Source organism: Flavobacterium humi (assembly GCF_004745595.1).
Taxonomy (GTDB): Bacteria; Bacteroidota; Bacteroidia; order Flavobacteriales; family Flavobacteriaceae; genus Flavobacterium; species Flavobacterium humi.
In genome coordinates this window covers 426,845-448,185 of the sequence record NZ_SRLH01000002.1, presented here as the reverse complement: position 1 = coordinate 448,185, position 21,341 = coordinate 426,845, and the positions used below count along the sequence as shown (strand labels likewise).

The window sequence follows — 21,341 nt, the reverse complement described above, 5'->3', positions numbered from 1 at the left end:
TTTTACCTATGGATTATTCTTCCAACAAAACATTCAGGATTGTAATAGCTGCTTCGCTTATCTTGGTTCCGGGACCAAAAACCGCCACAGCACCGGCATCAAATAAATATTGATAATCCTGCGCCGGGATTACGCCACCGACAATGACCATAATATCTTCCCTGCCGTATTTTTTCAGTTCGGCAATTACCTGAGGAACTAATGTTTTATGCCCTGCTGCCAAAGAAGAAACCCCCAAAATATGGACATCGTTTTCAACAGCTTGTTTGGCTGCTTCGGCAGGAGTTTGGAATAAAGGCCCGATATCTACATCAAAACCAACATCGGCGTAACCAGTAGCCACTACTTTGGCTCCGCGGTCGTGTCCGTCCTGGCCCATTTTGGCAATCATGATACGTGGCCGGCGGCCTTCCTTCTTAGCGAATGAGTCTGCCAGCTGTTTTGCTTTTTCAAAGCTTTCGTCGTTTTTAATTTCTTTACTATACACGCCGCTGAATGATCTGATTTGTGCTTTATACCTTCCGAAAACCGCTTCGAGGGCATCGCTGATTTCACCTAGTGTGGCTCTGTTGCGTGCCGCTTCCACAGCTAAATCCAATAAATTCCCTTCTTCTCCTTTGGCACAGGAAGCCAATTTAGACAAACATTCCTGTACTTTTTGTGTGTTCCGGGTCGCTTTTATATGCTCCAGGCGTTCAATTTGCTCTTTACGAACGGTTTGGTTGTCTACCTCTAAGATATGCAAAGGATCTTCTTTCTCCAAACGGTATTTGTTTACGCCTACAATCACATCCTGGCCGCTGTCAATACGGGCTTGTTTCCTGGCTGCAGCTTCTTCTATGCGTAATTTCGGGATTCCGGCTTCGATGGCTTTGGTCATACCGCCCAATTCTTCCACTTCTTCAATTAAAGCCCAGGCTTTTTCGGCAATTTCGTGCGTCAGGTTTTCTACATAATAGCTTCCAGCCCAAGGATCTACGGTTTTGCATATTTTCGTTTCTTCCTGCAGGAATATTTGTGTGTTCCGCGCAATACGGGCCGAGAAATCAGTAGGCAAAGCAATGGCTTCATCCAACGCGTTGGTATGCAGGGACTGGGTTCCGCCAAAAGCAGCTGCAGCGGCTTCGATTGCCGTTCGGGCTACATTGTTGAAGGGATCCTGTTCCGTTAAACTCCAGCCTGAAGTCTGACAGTGCGTTCGCAAGGCTAATGACTTGTCGTCTTTAGGTTCGAATTGCCTTAAGAGCTTCGCCCAAAGCATACGTCCGGCACGCATTTTGGCAATTTCCATAAAATGGTTCATCCCGATAGCCCAGAAGAAAGAAAGGCGAGGGGCAAATTCATCGATTTTCATTCCGGCCGCCAATCCAGTGCGGATGTATTCCAATCCGTCAGCCAAAGTATACGCTAACTCAATATCTGCCGTGGCTCCGGCTTCCTGCATGTGGTAACCTGAGATGGAGATGGAGTTGAATTTAGGCATTTTCTTGCTGGTATAGTCAAAAATATCAGCAATGATTTTCATGGAAGGCGTAGGTGGATAAATGTACGTATTACGCACCATGAATTCTTTTAAAATATCATTTTGGATCGTTCCTGAAAGCAGTTTGGCATCGACACCCTGTTCTTCAGCCGCGACAATATAGAAGGCCATAATAGGCAATACGGCACCGTTCATGGTCATTGAAACCGACATTTCGTCAAGCGGAATCTGATCGAAAAGGATTTTCATGTCTTCAACAGAATCAATAGCTACTCCCGCTTTGCCCACATCGCCTACAACGCGTTCGTGGTCGGAGTCATAGCCTCTGTGCGTAGCCAAATCGAATGCTACTGATAACCCTTTTTGTCCTGCGGCCAGATTCCTGCGGTAAAAAGCATTGCTTTCTGTTGCAGTGGAAAACCCGGCGTATTGACGTACGGTCCAAGGGCGGCGGACGTACATGGTAGCGTATGGCCCGCGTAAATTTGGCGCAAAGCCAGCTCCGAAATTAAGATGTTCCAAACCTTTCAAATCAGATTCGGAATAGGTTTGTTTTACTTCAATCCCTTCGGCAGTCAGGAAAGTATCTGCTGGTGGCAATTGACTTGCCGTTTGCGCTTCCTGATTCCCTAAAGTAATATGTTGGATGTTTTTACGCATTATTGTTCAATTATCTTGAAAGTATTCTTCCTTTTAATGTATGTTTTGTTTTTATTCCCGAGGAAACCGCCCACTAAGGTAGTTCCTGTCCCTACGGCAAATAAGGTAAATGCAGATCCGTTATTGTTTGCGGCAGCGATGCCTGAGCCTACCAGCAATCCCAATCCTGTGCCCATGACGATGTTTTTGAAAGTCCTGCCTCCCTTAGGGAAATATTTGATACTGCTTACATTGTCAAGTTTAACGGGAGTTCCGTCTATGGCAATGGTTTCATTATCCTGGAAAGTCAGGGTTCCTACCAGTTTTTCCCTGGATTCAGTTATTATTCTTACCCTTTGGTTTTGTTCAAAGGTGATGGCTTTTCCGGTTTTGGAATTGGTCACTTCCAGTGTTCTGGTTTGGGCCATAAGGGTCATGGAAGCGAATAAAAGTAAAAAAGATACTATTGTTTTCATTGTTGTGGTTTTTAGCGTTGGTTAAATATGTCAGAGGTTAATGGTAATAATGATTTGTTTTAAAATGCTTTATGATATACCGATCTTTGAATGGTCACCAACGAAAATCATTGTAATTATCGCTGCTTAAACCATTAATTCTCTTTTTCCGTTTCCAATCGTTCCTGTTCCAGTTTTTCTGCAAGCCTTTTTTCTATGATAGGGGTAATCAGGGTTTTTCGTGGTTTTATTTTGACAAAAGGGAACAATTCCAAATCATGGCTCATACGGTCGTTTTTGTTTGGGTATTTATTGGTCCCCAAAAGTATTTCCTTACCCGAATCGAATAATTCCTGTTCTTTCTGCGCGCTTTCCTGGATTTTCTTCTGAATGGTTCCTTCCTTGAGTTGTTTCAGGAAACCGCCATTAGCTTCAATTTCCTTAAAAAGAACCAATGCTTTTTCTGCCAGTTGTGTTGTCAGGCTTTCTATGTAATAGGCTCCGTCAGCAGGATTGTCAACCGTGTCAAAATAACTTTCATGTTTGAGTACCAATAGCTGGTTTCGGGAAATACGGTCCCCAAATTCGTTGTCTTTGTGGTAAATAGCGTCGTAAGCCAGATTCGATATGCCGTTGGCTCCGCCTAAAATAGCACTCATACATTCGGTAGTGGTACGCAGCATGTTTACATTATAATCGTACAAGGTCTTATTGCGTTTTGTAGGTATGGCGATGATATGGCAACCGGCCGTGTGCTGGTATTCTTTGGCCAAAGCGTTAAAAAGCAACCGCAGTGCACGGAGTTTGGCAATTTCGAAGAAATAATTGGTGCTTACCGAAACTTCAAAAATTATAGGCTGGCTATTATTCTGGATTTTGTTGAAATACTCGTTGGCATGCGCTAAGGCATACGCTAGTTGCTGTACGATATTTGCGCCCGCATTTTGGTATAATGAAGCTTTAATGGTCAGGAACGAACTGTTTTTCGTTTCGGAAGCAATGGTGTCCAGTACCTCAAAATTATCCTGGCCCCCGAACCAATTCCCGTCTGAAGCCAATTGATGGATCGGATCTATGAGGCAATAAATGAGGGTATTGTTGGCCAATGCGATCTGATTGGCCTTTCGGATAAAATCTGCGGAAAGGAATTTCAGGTTGAGATATACCGGGATTTTCCCGAAATCGATCCCGGAAAGGAGCTTTGCAATATCGGTTTGCTCATTTTCGATGGTAAACCGAATGCTTTCGGCACCACGGTCCAGCGCATTGTTGGCCTTACGGATTGATTTTTCAACGTCAAAAACAAAAATATCCTGGATGATGCTGAAACTGGAGGCTTCTGTCCTTACTTCCAAAGGTTTCGGAGCTTCATCAATATGGTAAAAAGGCTTGACTTTTATGCCTTCAGGGCTTTCCCAAACCAATGTTTCGTTATAATCGGCACCTTTGAGTTCAAATTGGATTTGTTGTTTCCATTGTTTGGAGGAAACCGGATCGAAATCGTTGAATAGATTTTGTGACATTGTATTGTTTGGTTATTCGTTTGGCAGGTTATTCGTCTTGTAATGAATCGCCTTCAAATTCTATAATGTATATATCTTCGTTTTCACGCTTCATATAGTATTTTTCGCGTGCGTATTTTTCTATCTGGGCCGGGTTTTTGAGTTTTTTGATATGGCTGATGTCTTTTTTGATTTCGTCCTGGTAATAGGCTTTGTTATCTTCAAGCTCATCAATTTCCTTGTTCAAAACCCTATGGTCAAGATAAGAATAATTATCCAGGAAGAGCATCCAGATACAGAAAAATAAAGAAACCAAAAAGTATTTGTTGCCCAAAAACTTGAGCCAGGGATGGTTTTCCGTTATTTTCTGAAAAGGATTTTTCATGGTTGAATATTGGGTTTAGCCCTGATAGGAGCGGCATCCTTTTTATTTTTCCTTTAAAAATAAAAAGATAAAGCGCATAGCAGGAAACAGCTCCTAAAAATACTAAAAATTTATGAAATACGCTGATTAATTACCGCACGGACCACATCGATGGCTACCGTGTTGTATTTGTCGTTCGGGATGATGATGTCCGCAAATGCTTTTGTAGGTTCGATAAACTGCTCGTGCATAGGTTTTAAGGTGTTTTGGTAACGGTTTAAAACTTCTTCCATGTCGCGGCCTCGTTCTGCGATATCCCTTTTTAAACGGCGGATCAGGCGTTCGTCTGAATCGGCATGGACAAATATCTTTACGTCAAACATATCGCGCAGTTCTGGATTGGTCAAGATCAGGATGCCTTCCACAATCATAACTTTGCGCGGATGGGTATGGATCGTGTCGTCTGTCCGGTTGTGAGTCACAAAAGAATATACGGGCTGGTCTATCGCTTTCCCTGCTTTCAGGTCTTGGAGGTGCTGTACCAATAATTGGAAATCAATGGCACGGGGATGGTCAAAATTGATTTTTGAGCGTTCGTCGTAACTCAAATCGTGTGTTTGTTTGTAATATGAATCCTGGGAAATAATACCTACTTCTGTTTCAGGCAATTCATTCATGATTTGATGGACAACCGTTGTCTTTCCAGAACCAGTCCCGCCGGCAATACCTATAATTAGCATAAAAATGTTGTTTTAAAGGGCAAAAATAGGAATTTATGGATTGAAATCGAAGCGTGGCGGTTATAATTTGCACCGAAAAAAAAAGAGGTTGGATTGTCTGGAGAAAAAGTATATTTTTATTGCCTAATAAAATCAAAAAAATAAAAATGAAAAAAATCACCCTTTTACTAATGATGTTTGCCACTTCATTAAGTTTTGCCCAGAAAACCGAAAAAATAAAGTACGACAAAGCAAAAATCAAAGAGATGGAAACGTACCTTTTTGAAGAAGTCTTTATGTCTGTCAACAATAAAAAAACATCGACTGTTGTTTTAAAAGACGGAAGGACCGTAAAAGGATACTTTAAAGATATTAACAGAAAAAAAGGCCAGATTGCGGATATCGAAGTGAAGGATAGTGCAACCGGTAAGGTAGAATCTTTCGATGCGGCCGTAATTTCAGAACTATACCTGGCACCAAATGGTATGGAAAAAGCCGGAAAGGCGTTTAAGCATTTTACCAATATCCGGAATATGGGTACAAAAGATGTGAAAAAAGGAACGAACAAAGAAACGGTATACTACAAAAACCAGATGGTTTCCTTAAAAAACAAAAAAGAACAGAAAGAATATTTGATGCAATTAATCAATCCTGATTTTGACAGCATTATACAGGTATACGGAGATCCTAACGCGAATGAAACCAGTGGCGTGAGTTTTGGCGGAATGGCCATGGGTGGCGGTGTGATCAAGTCCTATTATGTGAAAAAAGGCGATAAAATCGTTTGGTTGCACAAAGACGATTTCAAGGATTCTTATTCTGAATTGTTTGGTGACAATGCAGAATTCATAAAACAATATCCTGCAAATTCTGTAGAGTGGGATTATTTGAGTTTCCTGATTTACGAATACACCAGAATGACAGAAGAAGCGAAATAATTAGTTTTTGAAAGATAAAAAAAACCAGAATACATTTATTCTGGTTTTTTTATGCCTTGCTGTTCTTTTTCAAGATGTAATAAATGAGCCATGTTTTTAATGACATTGTCATGTTTTTTTACAAAAGGATTTTCTTCATCCCAGACATAACCGGCTAAAACAGCGCATATTTTTCTTTTAACATCCGGGTTTTCAGGTTGATGGAAAAACAAAGTCTGCAAATTCCCGGTGTACCATTCTTTTACGTAAGTGGTAAAAACACCGATGCCTTTTTTCATGTATTCTGTAAATTCGACTTCCCAATTAATGGTTTCGCCTTTTAGTTGCCTGTGGATCAATTTTGCGGATAACATCCCTGATTCTGTGGCAAAAGCAACTCCTGAAGAGAAAACCGGGTCTAAAAATTCGGAGCTGTTTCCTGTCAGGGCAAAGCCGTCTCCGTACATTTTTTTTACCGAGCGGGAATAATTTTCGAGTTTTACCGGTTCGAATAAAAATTCCACACCGCCAAAACGCTTGATGTAATAATCAGAAAGCTGGATGGCGTTTTTAAGGGCTTCGGCATTGTCTTTATTTTTAGACAGCGAATTGATGAAATCGGTTGGGCCAACCACTCCCAAACTTGTATTTCCGTTCGAAAAAGGAATCACCCAAAGCCATACTTCGGTTTCCAGGATGTCAAAAGAAATCAAGGTGCCTTCTTCTCCTTCCGGGCGGTTGATGTCTTTCACATGTGTGAATATAGACGAATGCGGGTCCAGTTTGGATGGTGTGTCCAGATCCAGCAATCGAGGTAAAACACGGCCGTATCCGCTGGAATCGATAATGAATTTCGCATGGATTTCCTTTAGGTTGCCGCTGGCATCTTTTACAGTTGTAATAGAATCACTTCCGTTAAAAGTAACCGCCAATACTTCGCTTTCAAACTCCAGGTCTATTCCTTTACGGATGACTTCCTGTGCGAGCGTATTGTCAAAATCGGCCCTTGGCACTTGCCAGGTCCAATCCCATCCTTTGGAAAATTTATTGCTGAAATCAAAAACGCAAATCTCCTCACCCCTGATGAAACGGGCCCCGAGTTTTTTCTCGAAATTCATGGCATCGAGCGCCGGGAACAACCCCGCTTCGTCAAAATGATCCATAACTCGCGGAATAAGGCTTTCGCCAACAACCAGCCGAGGGAATCTCGTTTTTTCGACTACTTTAACTTTTGTGCCGTTGTTATGTAGGTAAGATGCTGATACACAGCCTGAAGGTCCTGCTCCAATTACCAGGACATCTACAAATTCCTGTGTCATATTTTTCTTTTTTCTTTTTAATAATATGCTACCTTTGCACTGGTCAAATGTAAATACATAATTTCAATTTTAAAATAAAATTGCTTACTTAATTTTAGGCAAAACCAAAACTTAATGAATACAATTAATGAATATTTAAGCTTAGAAGAATTTACATCAATCGTGTTTAAAAACAACAAAGTTGGTATAAGCAGTACCGTTTTGGACAGGGTAGAGGAAAGCTTTACTTTTTTAAAGGAATTTTCAGGGAATAAAGTAATATATGGCGTGAATACCGGATTTGGCCCTATGGCTCAATACCGTATCAAAGAGGAAGACAGGCTGCAGCTGCAGTATAACCTGATCAGGAGCCATTCTTCCGGGACGGGGAAACCGTTGTCGCCCGTTTTCGTAAAATCAGCTATTTTGGCAAGATTGAATACCCTTTCTTTGGGGAATTCGGGCGTGCATCCATCGGTAATCCATTTGATGTCGGAGTTTATCAACCGTGACATTACTCCTTTGATTTTTGAACACGGAGGCGTGGGCGCCAGCGGGGACTTGGTCCAGTTAGCCCATTTGGCCCTGACATTAATCGGGGAAGGTGAAGTTTTCTATAAAGGGGAAAGACGCCAGACAAAAGAGGTTTTCGAAATAGAGCAATTAAGCCCGATCCAGGTAGAAATCCGTGAAGGGCTTGCTTTGATGAACGGTACTTCGGTTATGACAGGGATTGGGATCGTGAATGTCCATAATGCTGAAAAAGTATTGGATTGGTCTGTTAAATGTTCTTGTGCCATTAATGAAATCGTACAAGCGTATGATGACCACCTTTCTGCCGAACTCAACAACACCAAACGTCATTTGGGGCAGCAGGAAGTTGCTCAAAGGATGAGGAATGTGTTGCAAGACAGTAAGTTGGTCAGGAAAAGAGAAGACCATTTGTATACAGGTGAGAATACGGAAGATGTTTTCAAGGAAAAAGTCCAGGAATATTATTCGCTTCGTTGCGTGCCTCAAATTTTAGGGCCGGTTCTCGATACCATTAAAAATGTTGCCGAGGTTTTGGAAAACGAAATCAATTCGGCCAATGACAATCCTATTGTGGATGTCAAAAACCGCCATGTATACCACGGAGGGAATTTCCACGGCGATTATATCTCGCTTGAAATGGACAAACTGAAATTGGTTGTAGCAAAATTAACGATGCTGGCAGAGCGCCAACTGAATTACCTGCTCAATTCCAAACTGAACGAAATCCTGCCTCCATTTGTCAATTTAGGGACATTAGGGTTTAACTTTGGGATGCAGGGAGTCCAGTTTACGGCGACTTCCACGACGGCAGAAAGCCAAACGCTTTCCAATCCTATGTATATCCACAGTATTCCTAACAACAATGACAATCAGGATATTGTGAGCATGGGTACCAATGCCGCAGTAATGACTGGAAAAGTAATAGAAAATGCATTTGAAGTCCTGGCTATCGAATTGATAACTATAGTTCAGGCCATTGATGCCTTGGGTTATAAAAACGAAGTGTCTTCGGTAACCCGGGAAATATATGACGAGGTAAGGGCTATTATTCCTGAGTTTAAAGAAGACCAGGTAATGTACCCATTCGTCCAGCAAGTGAAAGAATATTTAATGGCGGAATAATGTGACGCAGTGTTTGAGCATAACAAACATCGGCGCCTGCCAGGCAGATTTCAAATGAAAGGATTTAAAGCATGAACCGCTTGTAAAGTGATGTTTAATTTTTAGATTATAAAATATGAAAAAACTGATTTTTATTCTGTTGTTTTTTGTTCAGCTGCTTTCCGCACAAGAGCTGGCATTAGTGAAAGAAGATGGGAAATTCGGATATATTTCTAAAACCGGGAACTATGCGATCACACCAAAATTCAAAATCGCCAAAAATTTCTCCGATGGCGTTGCCGCTGCGCAGGAAAACGGGAAATTCGGGTTCATCAATGCCAAAGGCGATTGGATGATACAGCCTTCTTTTGATGATGCGAAATATTTTGACAGCGGTATTTGCGTGGTGCAAAAAGACAAGCAATGGTTTTACATCAATAAAAAAGGGGAAACCTTGAAAATGCCGGATTCGGAAAAGGTTTTTGATTTTGAAGAAGGTGTTGCTTTTATCAAACAAAACGGGAAAGTTGGACTGATCAATACCAAAGGTGCTATTGTCGTAGCGCCAACTTACCAGATAATAAAACCTTTTTCGGAAGGATTCGCACAAGTGAAGGACAATGATAAGTGGGGAATGATAGACAAAACAGGGAAAGTTGTGGTCAATATCGAATACGATGAGCTGGGCGATATGTATAAAAATACAACCTGGGCCAAAAAAGGGGAAAGTTTTGGTTTGGTTTTTGCTAATAAATTTTCACCGATTGAAGGAGTTAGCAAAATATGGGACTTCCAGGCACAAGATATCACATATGCCAAAAAAGGGGACAAAATTGGGTTTATCGACCTGAAAGGAAAATGGGTCATCGCTCCTAAATTTGACAAGGCGAGGGCTTTCAACAAAAACCTGGCTCCGGTTTGCGAAGGAAAAAAATGGGGTTATATTACCTTAAAAGGAGAGTATCTTGTACAGCCTGTTTATGAAGATGCCGAAGTTTTCAGTGATGATGGCCTGGCACCTGTAAAAGACAAGGAATGGGGCTTTATCTCAACTACCGGGAAACTGGTTATTCCAGCGCAATACCAAATCACTGCGGGCGGTTTTATTGCCTTGTTCAAAAAGAGCGATAAAGGTTTCATAGGCGGATTGAGCAGGGTGAAATTGGAAAAAAAATGGGGTTTTCTTAAACCTGACGGAAAAGTTTTAGCAGATAAATGGTTCGAAAATGCAGAACTGTTTCAAAAATAAACGATTGAAAATATGAAATGTGCATTAGTAACGGGAGGTTCCCGAGGTATTGGAAGTGCCATCTGCCAAAAATTGGCGGAAGATAAAAAATACCATATACTGATTAATTACCAGGGCAATCAGGAAGCTGCCCAAAAGACCTTGGAAGAAGTTGTCCGAAAAGGAGCTACCGGAGAGATCATCAAATTTGATGTTTCCGATGCAGAAGAGGTGAAAAACGTCCTTTCTGCCTGGCAGGAAGCCAATCCTGAAGCTATAGTGGAGGTTATCGTAAACAATGCCGGCATTACACGCGACGGATTATTTATGTGGATGTCCCTTGAGGACTGGAACAGCGTGGTCAATACCAGCCTGAACGGTTTCTTTAATGTGACGAATTTCTTTATACAGAAAATGTTGCGCAACAAATACGGCCGTATCATCAATATGGTTTCGGTTTCCGGAGTAAAAGGAACGCCGGGACAAACCAATTATTCAGCGGCAAAAGGAGCTGTTGTGGCTGCTACCAAAGCCTTGGCTCAGGAAGTGGCAAAACGCAGCATTACCGTAAATGCAGTGGCTCCAGGTTTCATCAGGACCGATATGACCGGAGACTTAGATGAAAAGGAACTCGTAAAATTAATCCCGGCCAACCGTTTTGGGGAAGCAGGGGAAGTGGCAGATTTAGTTGCCTTTTTAGCATCGGAAAGAGCCGGTTATATTACAGGTGAAGTGATTAATATTAATGGTGGGATTTATTCATAACATTACTTTTTAAAAAATGGACAGAAGGGTGGTAATTACCGGAATGGGGATTTATTCCTGTATTGGAACTTCGTTGGATGAGGTGAAACAATCGCTTTACGAAGGGAAATCAGGGATAATATTTGATGAAGCAAGAAAAGAATTCGGGTTTCGTTCGGCTTTGACCGGAATGGTGCCAAGGCCTGATCTGAAAAAATTACTCAGCCGCAGGCAAAGAGTCAGTATTGGAGAAGAAACGGAATATGCTTACATGGCAACCATCGAAGCATTGAAAAACGCAAATATCGATGATAGTTTTTTCGATACCAATGAAGTAGGCATCTTATACGGAAACGACAGTGTTTCCATGGCAGTTATTGAAGCCACCGATATTATCAGGGAGAAAAAAGACACGACGCTGATAGGATCCGGTGCTATTTTCAAATCGATGAATTCTACGGTAACGATGAATTTATCCACAATTTTCAGGTTAAGAGGAATCAATCTTAGTATCAGTGCAGCTTGTGCCAGCGGTTCCCATTCCATAGGGTTGGGTTACCATCTGATCAAGAGCGGTTTACAGGATATTATTATTTGCGGAGGAGCCCAGGAAATCAATCAATATGCGATGGCCAGTTTTGACGGGTTGGGTGTTTTTTCTACTAATGAAAGCAATGCAACCAAAGCTTCAAGGCCTTTTGACGCTTCCCGCGACGGATTGGTGCCAAGCGGAGGCGGCGCCACCTTGATTTTGGAAAGCTACGAATCCGCTGTAAAGCGAGGTGCGCCCATCATTGCAGAAGTTATCGGTTACGGTTTTTCTTCTAACGGCGGGCATATTTCCACCCCAAATGTGGATGGGCCGGCTACCGCAATGCGCCGGGCTTTAGAACAAGCGGGGCTGGAACCGGAGGCTATCGATTATATCAATGCCCACGCTACTTCAACGCCGGTTGGGGACGCCAATGAAGCCAAAGCCATATTCGAAATTTTCGGCCAAAGCAATCCGCCGGTAAGTTCCACAAAATCGATGACAGGCCACGAATGCTGGATGGCTGGGGCCAGCGAGGTGATTTATTCAATATTAATGATGCAGAATTCCTTCGTTGCTCCTAATATTAATTTTGAAACGCCTGATGAGGACTCAAAAAAAATAAATTTGGTAACAAATACCATAAATAAAAAAATCGACGTATTTTTGTCGAATTCATTTGGATTTGGAGGAACAAATTCAGCCTTAATAGTTAAAAAAGTTTAGTTTTCAGAGATGAATAAAGGAGAAATTATAGCAATAATCAATGGTTTTTTAGTTGATGAATTTGAAGTGGATGGAGATGTGATAACACCGGAAGCCCCGTTAAAAGAAACATTAGGCCTTGACAGCCTGGATTATGTGGATTTAGTGGTGGTTATCGAATCGAATTTCGGTGTAAAACTGGGAGAAGCCGATTTTGTAGGCATTGTATCCTTTCAGGATTTTTACGATTTAATCGAAAATAAGATAAAAGCAAAGGGATAATTTCATGAGTGAATGGGACGGAAAGTCCAAAGGGACTCTTTTAGGGTATAAAATATTTGTATTTTGCATTAAAAAGCTCGGGATCAAAGCAGCTTACTCCGTTTTGATTTTTGTGGCTTTTTATTATTTTGTATTCCAGAGAAAATCCAACAGGGCCATATTTTACTATTTTAGGGAGCGGCTCCAATATTCTTTTTTGCGATCGAAAATAATGGTGTATAAAAGTTATTTTACTTTTGGCCAGACCATTATCGATAAAACCGCCATTTCAGCAGGGCTTCGGGATAAATTTTCGTATGAGTTCGATGGGGTGGAAGTGCTCAAAGAGCTTTTGAAAGAAAAAAAAGGAGGCGTCCTGATCAGTGCCCATGTGGGGAATTTTGAAATTGCAGAACATTTTTTCGGTGAGATCGACCTGGATTGCCAGATAAACCTGGTCACTACCGATATGGAACATTCGGCCATTAAGGAATACCTGGAAAGTGTTACCCAAAAATCATCCATTAAATTTATCATTGTCAGGGATGATTTGTCCCATATTTTCGAGATCAACAATGCGTTGTCGAACAATGAGTTGATATGTTTTACAGGCGACCGGTATTTTGAAGGGACAAAATTCATGACAGAACCCCTTTTAGGAGCCGAAGCTAATTTCCCGGCCGGACCATTTTTAATCGCCTCGCGGCTGAAAGTCCCTGTTGTTTTTGTGTACGTCATGAAAGAACCGGACCTGCATTACCATCTGTATGCTAGAAAAGCCGATGTAAAACAACGCGATGACAAAGGGCTTTTAAAGGCTTATACGGAAAGTGTTGAAATGATGCTGAAAAAATATCCGCTACAGTGGTTTAATTATTTTGATTTTTGGAATACCTTGGGCACAAATAAATGAAAGCAACCCGAATGAAAAATATTCTTGTTTTATATTATACCCAATCAGGCCAGTTAGAGGAAATCCTCAAAAATATCACACTGCCGCTTGTTGAATCCCAGGAAGCTGAAGTTACTTTTTGTGACATCCGCCTGGAGAAACCATTTCCGTTCCCTTGGGACAAACAGGCTTTTTTTGATGCCTTCCCGGAATCGTTCCTGCAAGTCCCGGCCGTTGTCCATCCGCCTTCGGAAGCTGTTTTGAACCGGAAATACGATTTGATCATTTTAGGGTATCAGGTTTGGTACCTTTCACCATCCATTCCTGTCAATTCGTTTTTAAAGAGCGGCCCTGCCAAACAATTGTTTGAAAATACGCCTGTAATTACCGTAATCGGCTGCCGGAATATGTGGGCCATGGCACAGGAGAAAATGAAAGTGATCCTAAAAGAGCTCAATGCCAGGCTGGTCGGAAATATCGCATTAACAGACAGGCATATCAACCATGTCAGCGTCATTACCATCGTGCAATGGATGTTTACGGGCAAGAAAGAGAAATATTTAGGAATTTTCCCAAAGCCGGGTGTTTCGGAAGAAGAAATAAAAGGATCCTCAAAATTCGGGAAAATCATTTTAAGGCATCTGCAAAAAGGTTCGTTCGAGCACCTGCAATCTGACCTGGTGGCCGATAATGCCGTAGAAATCAGGCCTTTTTTGATTGAAATGGATAAAAAAGCCAATAAAATGTTCCAGAAATGGGCCCGCCTGATCAGCAGCAGAAAGAACTCAAGGCCTGCATGGCTGAAAGTTTTTAATGTTTATTTATTAGTTGCGATATGGTTAATCTCCCCAATTGTCTATATCTTGCACCTGCTAAAATTCCCGTTGGTTTATTCCAGGATAAAAAAGGAAAAAGCATATTATAAAGGGGTATGAGATTTTAAAAACTATGTTTGAAGTTTATATAACAAAAGCCGGAAAGTATTTGCCTAACAAAGCTGTTTCTAATGAGGAAATGGAATCTTTTTTGGGCATGATCAACAATACAGCTTCTAAAGCCCGACGGATAATCCTGAGAAACAACGGAATAGTGTCCCGTTACTATGCTTTGGATACCTCCGGCAACCCAACACATACCAATGCGGAACTGACCCATAAAGCAATAGAGGCTTTATACGATACGTCTTTTTCTGCAAAGGAAGTAACGCTGCTTTCCTGCGGGACTTCTACACCAGACCATTTGCTGCCGTCGCATGCCGCGATGGTTCACGGACTGATGCAAAACCAATCGGTAGAACTCAATTCTTCTTCAGGCGTTTGCAATGCGGGGATGAATGCACTAAAATTCGGTTATTTATCTGTAAAAGCAGGCAATACGCCCAATGCGGTATGTACCGGTTCGGAACGGGTATCCACCTGGATGAAATCCGAAAAATACGAAAGCGAGATCACCAATCTTAAAAACCTGGAAGAACAGCCGATCATTGCTTTCAAAAAAGACTTTCTACGCTGGATGCTTTCAGATGGCGCAGCGGCATTTTTATTGGAAAACAAACCCAAAGGAGAAACGCCTTTACGGATTGAATGGATGGAAGCTTTTTCCTATGCACACGAACTCGAAGCCTGTATGTACGCTGGCGGCGATAAGATGGAGAACGGGGAAATCAAGCCCTGGAGCGATTACCGGGCAGAGCAATGGCTAACCGAATCCGTATTTTCGATCAAGCAGGATGTCAAGATATTAGATGAGCATATCCTTGAAAAAGGAGCGCTCAGCATGCAATCGGCTTTGGCCAAAAATGCTATAAAACCGGAAGATATCACCTATTTCCTTCCTCATGTATCTTCCCATTATTTTGTGGAAGGCCTGCATAAAGCACTGGCCGCAAAAGGTATACATATCCCAATGGAAAAATGGTTCATGAACCTTAAGAATGTCGGAAACGTTGGTTCGGCCTCAATTTACCTGATGTTGGAAGAACTGATGCATTCCGGGAAATTGAAAAAAGGCGATACGATACTGTTGTCTGTTCCGGAAAGCGGGCGATTCTCTTACTCATATGCTTATTTAACAGTTTGCTGATGGAAAATAAACTACCCATTTTCGATAAAAATTTTGTGGGAAGCCTTATTCCGCAAAAATCCCCGTTTGTCATGGTTGATAAGCTGCTTTCTTTTTCAGAAAACGGAGTGGTGGCAGGCCTGACGGTTTCGGACGAGAACCTGTTTTTCAGTAACGGGGCGTTTCAGGAATCCGGGCTGATTGAACACATGGCGCAATCCGTTGCGTTATTCACAGGGTACCAATTTTATTTAAAAAATGAGCCGGCGCCTACGGGTTACATCGGTTCGATAAAATCAATTGAAATCCTTCAACTGCCTAAAAAAGAGGAAGCGATCGTGACCACGATACACGTACTCCATGAATTTATGGGAGTGACGCTGGTCGATATCGTCTCTACATTAAATGACAAAGAAATAGCCAGGGGCCAAATGAAAACCGTCCTGGCCAATTAAAAAAACCTATGGAGCCTTTAGAAAATGTAATTGAAATCCAAAATTATCTGCCACATCGAAAACCGATGCTTATGGTCGATTTTATCTTGGAACTTAATGATCATGATGTAAGGACTATTTTTGAAATCAAACCGGACAATTTATTTGTTGACGGTACTTTTTTTACCGAAGTCGGATTAATCGAGAATGCTGCCCAAACCTGTTCTGCCATTGTGGGGCAATCCTTCTTTATGGATGAATTCAAGCAGGTGAAGGAAGATGTCGAGGTTATAGGATTTATCAGCGGGATAAAAAAAATAACGATACACCGTTTGCCGGAAGTAGGCAATACAATACGTACAAATGCCGTTTTAGTTTCCAGGTTCGATACTGCCGAGTACAGCATCTGCACGATAGAATGCAAGACATTCTGCAATGAAACCTTGATTTTGGAAGCGGAAATAAACCTATTTATTCAGGAGAAGCGATGAAGAAAGAAGAAGTACCACAGGACAGCAGTAATCTTTCCAAAAGCAATTTGAAGGAATTGTGCTATGCGACAGACGAGAACGGTAACTATATCACGGCCCTGAGCTCAGGCTGGGAACCCAAAACCATCGCTTTGCAAAATTCCATAGAGGATATAAACGAACGGATTGAACAGGCTAAAAGCGATGTGGCAAGCGGCCTGGCGAGCCCTATAGTTTATTTTATGGAATTGCATAAAATGGATTGGACCACGCTTGCCGGATATGTAGGCATGTGGGTGTGGAGAGTAAAAAGACATGCGAAACCTTCCGTTTTTCAAAAATTAAATGATAAAATACTAGGGAAATATGCCGAAGCTTTTGAAATTTCGGTGTCAGACCTAAAAAAATATAAAGGGAACTAAATGGAATTTATTCATCATCAATCAGCGCATTGCGAGAATGGCGTTGCTTCGAATCTTTTGAAGCACCAGGGGATAAATATCAGCGAACCGATGGTTTTCGGGATTGGTTCGGGCTTGTTCTTTTTTTACCTACCTTTACTAAAAGTCAACTATGCGCCGGCTATCAGTTACAGGCCAATGCCAGGTTTTATCTTCAACCGGGCAGCCAAACGATTGGGTATTAAGGTAAAGCGGATCAAGTTTTCCAACAATCAAAATGCACAAAAGGCACTGGAAGAAAATTTAGCGAAAAACATCCCAACCGGTTTGCAAGTAGGGGTTTACAACCTTACGTATTTCCCTGACGAATACCGTTTCCACTTTAACGCACATAACCTGGTTGTGTACGGAAAAAAAGACGATACGTTCCTAATCAGCGATCCCGTGATGGAAACCGTGACAACCTTAACCGAAAAGGAGCTGGATAAAGTACGTTTTGCCAAAGGCGCCCTGGCACCCAAAGGCCAAATGTATTACCCTATTGAAATCCCTAAAAACATCGATTGGGAATCCGCCATCAAAAAAGGAATCAAAAATACCTGCAACGATATGCTGGCGCCGCTTCCTATCATAGGAGTAAAAGGAATGCGTTTCCTGGCAAGGAGCATCAGGAAATGGCCGGTGAAACACGGTGTCAAAAAAGCCAATCATTACCTGGCGCAAATGGTCCGGATGCAGGAAGAAATAGGTACCGGAGGCGGAGGTTTCCGTTTTATTTACGCTGCTTTTTTACAGGAAGCCGCGGCAATCCTAAAAAATGAGGAATTGAAAAAACTTTCGTCCGAAATGACCACCATTGGTGATTCATGGAGGGATTTTGCCGTGAATGCAGCCCGTGTTTACAAAAACAGGAGCAATAAAACAGATGTATACAACAGCCTTGCGGATGAATTGAATGCTTTGGCCGATTTAGAAGAAGCTTTCTTCAAAAAACTAAAAAAAGCGATTTAAATGAATGAACCCATAATCCATATACATGAGCTTTATAAGAAATATAAGGATGCAGATGATTTCTCGGTAAATAATCTGAGCCTTGTTATTGAGCAAAAAGAAATATTCGGATTATTGGGGCCGAACGGAGCCGGGAAAACCACTTTGCTTTCCATGCTCTGCGGTTTGATAAAACCCACATCGGGCCATTTTACCATCAGCGGATTATCGTATGAAAAAAACGCTACCCAGATCAAGAAAACAATTGGCGTCGTGCCTCAGGAATATGCCTTATACCCTACGTTGACGGCAAGGGAGAACCTTCGTTATTTTGGGAGCATGTACGGATTGAAAGGTAGGGAACTCTGTCAAAAAGTAGACGATACGCTCGAACATTTGGGGCTTTTGAAATTTGCAGATAAAAAGGTAGATACTTTCTCCGGAGGGATGAAACGCCGCGTGAACCTGATTGCAGGAATCCTGCACAACCCGAAGGTTTTATTCTTGGATGAACCTACGGTTGGAGTTGATGTACAGTCAAAAAATGTCATCATTAACTACCTAAAAGAGCTTAATGCCAATGGGACCAGCATTATTTATACTTCGCATCATTTAACGGAGGCACAGGATTTCTGTTCGCATATTGCCATTATAGACCGAGGGAAGATTTACGCCCAGGGTACGCCCAGGGAATTGGTTTCCACAACGCCTAATGCGCATAATCTGGAAGATGTTTTTATTTCATTAACCGGTAAAGAGTTACGAGATGATGCATAAATTCCTAATGTCCGTCTATAAAGAAATGCTGCTGCTGAAAAGGGATTTCGGCGGGCTGGTCATATTATTTGTCATGCCATTGGTATTGATTGTCACCATTACGCTTATTCAGGACAGTACTTTTAAATCGATACACGAAACCAAAATCCCGGTTTTACTGGTAGATTACGATACTAATGAAATTTCCAAAACGGTAAAACAAAACCTTAACCAAAGCGGTTCGTTTGAAGTTATTACCAAAATTGACGGCCATACTATCAATGAAGCTGCGGCAAAAGATGCGGTTTTTAAAGGGAAATACCAGTTGGCAATCATCATCCCGGCGAAACTCAGCCAGGACCTTCAGTTGAAAGTAAACCAGAATGTAGAAAAGATCCTGGGCAATTTTGGTATGGGAGATACCACTGCGGTCCAGAAAAATAGTAAAATCCTTCCTAAGGAAATTCGGCTGTATTTTGACCCGGCCACACAACTTACCTTCAAAAATGCTGTAAAGAGTGCTATCGATAAGATGATTTCACAAATAGAAACCCAATCTATCTATGCCACTTTCCAGGATCAGTTAGGAGAAAGCGATACGCCCCTTTTTGATCAAAAAAGCTTTATTTCCTTTAAGGAAATCGTACCGAAAATCGACAATAAGGAAATCGTGCCCAATTCAGTACAACACAATGTCCCGGCATGGGCCTTATTCGCCATTTTCTTTGTAGTGGTGCCGCTTTCGATCAATATCGTAAAGGAAAAAAGCCAGGGAACATTGATACGACTTATTACAAACCCGGTTCCGTATGCTATTGTTATTTTTGGAAAAACGGCTACATATCTGATTATCTGTATGATCCAATTTTTTCTTATGGTTGCGGTAGGCGTTTACCTTTTCCCATATTTAGGATTGCCTATGTTGGATGTTAACGGTAAACTATTGTTGATGAGTTTGGTAGCTTTCTTTTCAGGATTGGCGGCCATCGGTTTTGGGATATTATTAGGGACAATTGCCAAAACGCAGGAACAGTCTGCGCCGTTTGGTGCTACTTCAGTCGTTATTTTAGCGGCCATCGGAGGGGTTTGGGTCCCTGTGTTCGCCATGCCGAAAATCATGCAGTATGTATCCCATGTTTCTCCTATGAATTGGGGCCTAAACGCATTCTATGATGTATTGCTCCGCAATAGCGGGATTCTTGAAATACTGCCCGAAATAATTTTATTACTTTTGTTTTTCATACTAACAACAGCCATTGCCATCCTATATGATAAAAAGAAAAGAGCAGTATAATGAAGTCCCGGAATTGACCGTGTCCAAAAAAATACGCGTCAGATTTAATGAAACCGACCCTTTAGGAATCGTATGGCACGGCTATTATATTACTTATTTTGAAGATGGAAGGGAAGCTTTTGGCCGCAAACACGGCATTTCTTATTTGGATGTGCAGAAAAGCGGTTATACAACACCTATCGTTAAATCAAAATGCGAGCACAAACTTTCGCTTCGTTATGGAGATGTGGCCAGGATCGAGACAACAATCGTGGATTCTCCGGCGGCTAAAATGATTTTCCGGTATAAAATATTCGATGCAGGGGAAAATATAGTCTGTACAGGCGAAACGGTTCAGGTTTTTGTAGACGGCAAAGGCGATTTATCACTTAATTATCCTTCTTTTTTTGAAGATTGGAAGCGTAAGATGGGACTGCTCAAGTAATGATGAAGAATGTTTACATAACCAATACCAATTGCATCACTCCATTAGGATTTGATGTCGATTCTAATTGGGAAGCACTGCTGCAAGGCATTTCAGGAATTGAAAAACAAAATGGTTTTGGGCCTTTGGAATCGTTTTATGCTTCGGTTATCGATACTCATAAATTAGAGGCTTCTTTTGAGCAAATCAGTTCCGGTGAAGGTTTTACCAAATTGGAAAAAATGCTCATCCTGGCCTTAAAACCTTTGATAAACAACACTATAATTACCAATAGGACCGCTTTTTTATTTTCGACGACAAAAGGGAATATCAGGCTTTTGGAAGACGGAAACAATACTGTCGAAGCGGCTTATTTATCGGCTTTAGCCAAAAAAATAAGTACCTATTTCGGATTCACGACCGAACCGATTGTGGTATCAAATGCTTGTGTTTCAGGAATTTTGGCTATAGCTATTGCCAAGAGGATGATCCAGGCCGGCATGTATGACAATGCTTTTGTGGTTGCGGCAGATGAAGTATCGGAATTTGTCGTGTCCGGCTTTAATTCGTTTCAGGCCATGAGTCCGGAACCTTGTAAGCCTTATGATAAAGAAAGGACAGGCGTAACGCTTGGCGAAGCGGCGGCGGCGGTTTATATTTCTTCCGATGAGAAGGAAGCGGTCGCGAACAGCATGAAAATAATAGGAGATGGAGCGGTAAACGATGCCAATCATATTTCCGGGCCTTCAAGGACAGGCGAAGGCTTGTATAGAAGCATAGCAAGTGCCATGTCCGAAGCCAAAATAGAAAAAGGAAAGATAGATTATATCTCGGCCCACGGAACAGCTACACTATTCAATGATGAGATGGAAGCCATCGCTTTCAATAGATTGTCCCTGGAAAACACGCCGGTAAACAGCCTTAAGGGGTATTACGGGCATACGTTGGGCGCTTCGGGGCTTTTGGAAACGGTTTTGGCCATAGAAAGTGCCAGGCGCAACCAATTGATCGTTTCAAAAGGCTACAATCAGAGTGGCGTGACCCAACCAATCCGTATCATTACAGCTAACAACTCTCAGGAAATCAATTGTTTCCTGAAAACAGCATCCGGATTTGGCGGATGCAATACAGCGGTTTTATTTGAAAAAGTAAATTAAT

23 protein-coding genes are annotated in these 21,341 nt (G+C 41.8%); 17 read left to right on the top strand and 6 right to left on the bottom strand.

Annotated features, from left to right (window positions below; all coding sequences use genetic code 11):
• Positions 1-13: 13 nt before the first annotated feature.
• From scpA to udk, 5 genes are all read right to left on the bottom strand, one after another.
• Positions 14-2,143, bottom strand: a complete 2,130-nt coding sequence (gene scpA / locus E4635_RS04910; protein WP_135525504.1) for a methylmalonyl-CoA mutase — start codon at positions 2,141-2,143, stop codon at positions 14-16.
• Positions 2,143-2,598, bottom strand: coding sequence for a hypothetical protein (locus tag E4635_RS04905; RefSeq protein ID WP_135525503.1), 456 nt, complete (start codon positions 2,596-2,598; stop codon positions 2,143-2,145). Before E4635_RS04905 ends, scpA begins: the two co-directional genes overlap by 1 nt.
• Before the next feature lie 134 nt (positions 2,599-2,732).
• On the bottom strand, positions 2,733-4,100 hold the full coding sequence (locus E4635_RS04900) for a methylmalonyl-CoA mutase subunit beta (RefSeq protein ID WP_135525502.1): 1,368 nt from the start codon (positions 4,098-4,100) through the stop codon (positions 2,733-2,735).
• 28 nt (positions 4,101-4,128) lie between these two features.
• Complete coding sequence (locus E4635_RS04895; protein WP_135525501.1) at positions 4,129-4,464, bottom strand: FtsB family cell division protein; 336 nt, start codon at positions 4,462-4,464, stop codon at positions 4,129-4,131.
• A gap of 110 nt (positions 4,465-4,574) precedes the next feature.
• Entirely contained in the window at positions 4,575-5,183 is a 609-nt protein-coding gene (gene udk / locus E4635_RS04890; RefSeq protein WP_135525500.1) for a uridine kinase, read from the bottom strand.
• A gap of 146 nt (positions 5,184-5,329) precedes the next feature.
• Between udk and E4635_RS04885 the strand changes: the two genes are divergently transcribed.
• Positions 5,330-6,100, top strand: a complete 771-nt coding sequence (locus E4635_RS04885; protein WP_135525499.1) for a hypothetical protein — start codon at positions 5,330-5,332, stop codon at positions 6,098-6,100.
• Positions 6,101-6,135: 35 nt separating this feature from the next.
• Here the strand turns inward: E4635_RS04885 and E4635_RS04880 are convergent, their stop codons facing one another.
• Positions 6,136-7,398 carry an NAD(P)/FAD-dependent oxidoreductase gene (locus E4635_RS04880; protein ID WP_135525498.1) on the bottom strand — a complete coding sequence of 421 codons (1,263 nt, stop codon included), beginning with the start codon at positions 7,396-7,398 and terminating at the stop codon, positions 6,136-6,138.
• A gap of 114 nt (positions 7,399-7,512) precedes the next feature.
• Between E4635_RS04880 and E4635_RS04875 the strand changes: the two genes are divergently transcribed.
• The 16 genes from E4635_RS04875 (at position 7,513) to E4635_RS04800 (ending at position 21,340) form a co-directional block, all read left to right on the top strand.
• Positions 7,513-9,033: an HAL/PAL/TAL family ammonia-lyase gene (locus tag E4635_RS04875; RefSeq protein WP_135525497.1), complete on the top strand. Its 1,521-nt coding sequence runs from the start codon at positions 7,513-7,515 to the stop codon at positions 9,031-9,033.
• A 115-nt stretch (positions 9,034-9,148) separates the two neighbouring features.
• Positions 9,149-10,261 (top strand): WG repeat-containing protein, encoded by a 1,113-nt coding sequence (locus E4635_RS04870; RefSeq protein ID WP_135525496.1) that lies wholly within the window; start codon positions 9,149-9,151, stop codon positions 10,259-10,261.
• Between the two features lie 12 nt (positions 10,262-10,273).
• Positions 10,274-11,005, top strand: a complete 732-nt coding sequence (gene fabG / locus E4635_RS04865) for a 3-oxoacyl-ACP reductase FabG (RefSeq protein WP_135525495.1) — start codon at positions 10,274-10,276, stop codon at positions 11,003-11,005.
• A 16-nt stretch (positions 11,006-11,021) separates the two neighbouring features.
• Complete coding sequence (locus E4635_RS04860; RefSeq protein WP_135525494.1) at positions 11,022-12,242, top strand: beta-ketoacyl-[acyl-carrier-protein] synthase family protein; 1,221 nt, start codon at positions 11,022-11,024, stop codon at positions 12,240-12,242.
• Positions 12,243-12,251: 9 nt separating this feature from the next.
• A complete protein-coding gene (locus E4635_RS04855; RefSeq protein WP_135525493.1) occupies positions 12,252-12,503 on the top strand; it encodes an acyl carrier protein in 252 nt (83 codons plus the stop codon).
• Between the two features lie 4 nt (positions 12,504-12,507).
• On the top strand, positions 12,508-13,395 hold the full coding sequence (locus E4635_RS04850; protein WP_135525492.1) for an LpxL/LpxP family acyltransferase: 888 nt from the start codon (positions 12,508-12,510) through the stop codon (positions 13,393-13,395).
• 11 nt (positions 13,396-13,406) lie between these two features.
• Positions 13,407-14,309 (top strand): dialkylrecorsinol condensing enzyme DarA, encoded by a 903-nt coding sequence (locus E4635_RS04845; RefSeq protein ID WP_135525491.1) that lies wholly within the window; start codon positions 13,407-13,409, stop codon positions 14,307-14,309.
• A 13-nt stretch (positions 14,310-14,322) separates the two neighbouring features.
• On the top strand, positions 14,323-15,456 hold the full coding sequence (locus E4635_RS04840) for a beta-ketoacyl-ACP synthase III (protein WP_135525490.1): 1,134 nt from the start codon (positions 14,323-14,325) through the stop codon (positions 15,454-15,456).
• The gene (locus E4635_RS04835) at positions 15,456-15,890 is read left to right on the top strand and encodes a hypothetical protein (protein ID WP_135525489.1); all 435 of its coding nucleotides are present in this window, start codon (positions 15,456-15,458) and stop codon (positions 15,888-15,890) included. The genes E4635_RS04840 and E4635_RS04835 overlap by 1 nt, the downstream gene beginning before the upstream one ends.
• Before the next feature lie 8 nt (positions 15,891-15,898).
• Positions 15,899-16,360, top strand: a complete 462-nt coding sequence (locus tag E4635_RS04830) for an ABC transporter permease (RefSeq protein WP_135525488.1) — start codon at positions 15,899-15,901, stop codon at positions 16,358-16,360.
• Complete coding sequence (locus E4635_RS04825) at positions 16,357-16,761, top strand: hypothetical protein (RefSeq protein WP_135525487.1); 405 nt, start codon at positions 16,357-16,359, stop codon at positions 16,759-16,761. The genes E4635_RS04830 and E4635_RS04825 overlap by 4 nt, the downstream gene beginning before the upstream one ends.
• The gene (locus E4635_RS04820; protein ID WP_135525486.1) at positions 16,762-17,751 is read left to right on the top strand and encodes a BtrH N-terminal domain-containing protein; all 990 of its coding nucleotides are present in this window, start codon (positions 16,762-16,764) and stop codon (positions 17,749-17,751) included.
• Positions 17,752-18,507, top strand: coding sequence for an ABC transporter ATP-binding protein (locus E4635_RS04815; protein ID WP_135525485.1), 756 nt, complete (start codon positions 17,752-17,754; stop codon positions 18,505-18,507). It abuts the gene before it with no gap.
• On the top strand, positions 18,497-19,780 hold the full coding sequence (locus E4635_RS04810; RefSeq protein WP_246020687.1) for an ABC transporter permease: 1,284 nt from the start codon (positions 18,497-18,499) through the stop codon (positions 19,778-19,780). Before E4635_RS04815 ends, E4635_RS04810 begins: the two co-directional genes overlap by 11 nt.
• Positions 19,755-20,204, top strand: a complete 450-nt coding sequence (locus E4635_RS04805; RefSeq protein WP_135525484.1) for an acyl-CoA thioesterase — start codon at positions 19,755-19,757, stop codon at positions 20,202-20,204. Before E4635_RS04810 ends, E4635_RS04805 begins: the two co-directional genes overlap by 26 nt.
• Positions 20,204-21,340: a beta-ketoacyl synthase N-terminal-like domain-containing protein gene (locus E4635_RS04800; protein WP_135525483.1), complete on the top strand. Its 1,137-nt coding sequence runs from the start codon at positions 20,204-20,206 to the stop codon at positions 21,338-21,340. Before E4635_RS04805 ends, E4635_RS04800 begins: the two co-directional genes overlap by 1 nt.
• Position 21,341: the final 1 nt, after the last annotated feature.